This window comes from Neisseria sicca VK64 (assembly GCF_000260655.1).
Lineage (GTDB): Bacteria > Pseudomonadota > Gammaproteobacteria > Burkholderiales > Neisseriaceae > Neisseria > Neisseria sicca_B.
Map to the genome: position 1 here is coordinate 1 of NZ_AJMT01000061.1, position 1,187 is coordinate 1,187.

Here is a 1,187-nt window from a genome sequence, read left to right on the forward strand (position 1 = left end):
TGGGAAGCGGTCGATGTGTTTGGCGATCATGGCTTGTGCGGTTTGCTGAAAGAAGGTGCTCATGGGAAATCCCCTAAATGTCTTGATGGGAATTTAGGGGATTTTGGGGAATTTTGCAAAGATCTCACTAAGGCAGTATTGCAGCCCGCCACCTTTTCAGACGACCCTTCCACATAGGTTTCTCTATGCATCCTGATCTGACGGCCGAATGAAGCGGGACAGACATGGCAGCCTTACCCGCCCGACACGAAGGCCGTCCGACTCCGGACTGGATTCGGACGGCCTTTTCATCACCGGGTTTGCATCTGCGCACCTTCCCTATTCGGGAGAACGCACTAGGGTTTATTTTTTAGCGGCGGGGGTGGCGGTTTTGTTTTGAGCGGCCGGGGCGACGGTTGCTTCCGCCTTCAGTTTGGAGAAGATGCCCTCACCGATACCTTTGACGTTTTTCAACTCCTCGACCGATTTGAAGGCACCATGTTGTTGACGGTAGTCCACGATGGCTTTGGCTTTGGCAGGGCCGATACCGGGCAGGGCTTCCAACTCGGACGGGGAGGCGGTATTGATGTTGACGGCGGCCAGCGACAGCGAAGCGGTCAGCAGGGAGAGGGCGGCAAAGAGGAATTTTTTCATAAGAAGATACTCCATAGTTTGTGAATGCGGATGATGCCTGTGTGTACGGCACCGTAAAATAGTTGGCTATCATATCCGTCTTACCGTTTCCGTTCAAACGATACCTGAAGATTTCTTAGTTTACTATCTCTTTATGTATTGATTCTGCAACATCCCTATTCTACCCGCACCCTCCCTATCCGTCACATTTACCCGCTGCGCCATCGTCGCACCCGCCCATCTCCACTCGTAAGCAAGTCAGCCATAGCAAGAAGGCAAGGAACGGCACTGACGAGTTTCAAGTAAAGGTATGAATAAAATATGAGGTAAAAGTAAAAGCCCCCGACATCTGTCGGGGGCTTAGAATAGGTGTTTGGCAGTGACCTACTTTCGCATGGAAGAACCACACTATCATCGGCGCTGAGTCGTTTCACGGTCCTGTTCGGGATGGGAAGGCGTGGGACCAACTCGCTATGGCCGCCAAACTTAAACTGTACAAATCGGTAAAGCCTTAATCAATATATTTGGTGATGACTGAATCAGTCAGTAAGCTTTTTATTTGAAGTTCTTCAAAT

The 1,187-nt window shown here is 50.5% G+C and carries 1 protein-coding gene and 1 rRNA gene; both read right to left on the minus strand.

The window, feature by feature from the left end:
* Positions 1 to 342: 342 nt before the first annotated feature.
* The gene (locus HMPREF1051_RS03715; RefSeq protein ID WP_003764614.1) at positions 343 to 633 is read right to left on the minus strand and encodes a ComEA family DNA-binding protein; all 291 of its coding nucleotides are present in this window, start codon (positions 631 to 633) and stop codon (positions 343 to 345) included.
* Positions 634 to 983: 350 nt separating this feature from the next.
* Positions 984 to 1,097, minus strand: a 5S ribosomal RNA gene (rrf, locus tag HMPREF1051_RS03720).
* Between the last annotated feature and the right edge of the window lie 90 nt (positions 1,098 to 1,187).

Coding starts and splice junctions, on each gene's coding strand:
- HMPREF1051_RS03715 (WP_003764614.1), bottom strand. CDS start 633: ATGAAAAAATTCCTCTTTGCCGCCCTCTCCCTGCTGACCGCTTCGCTG.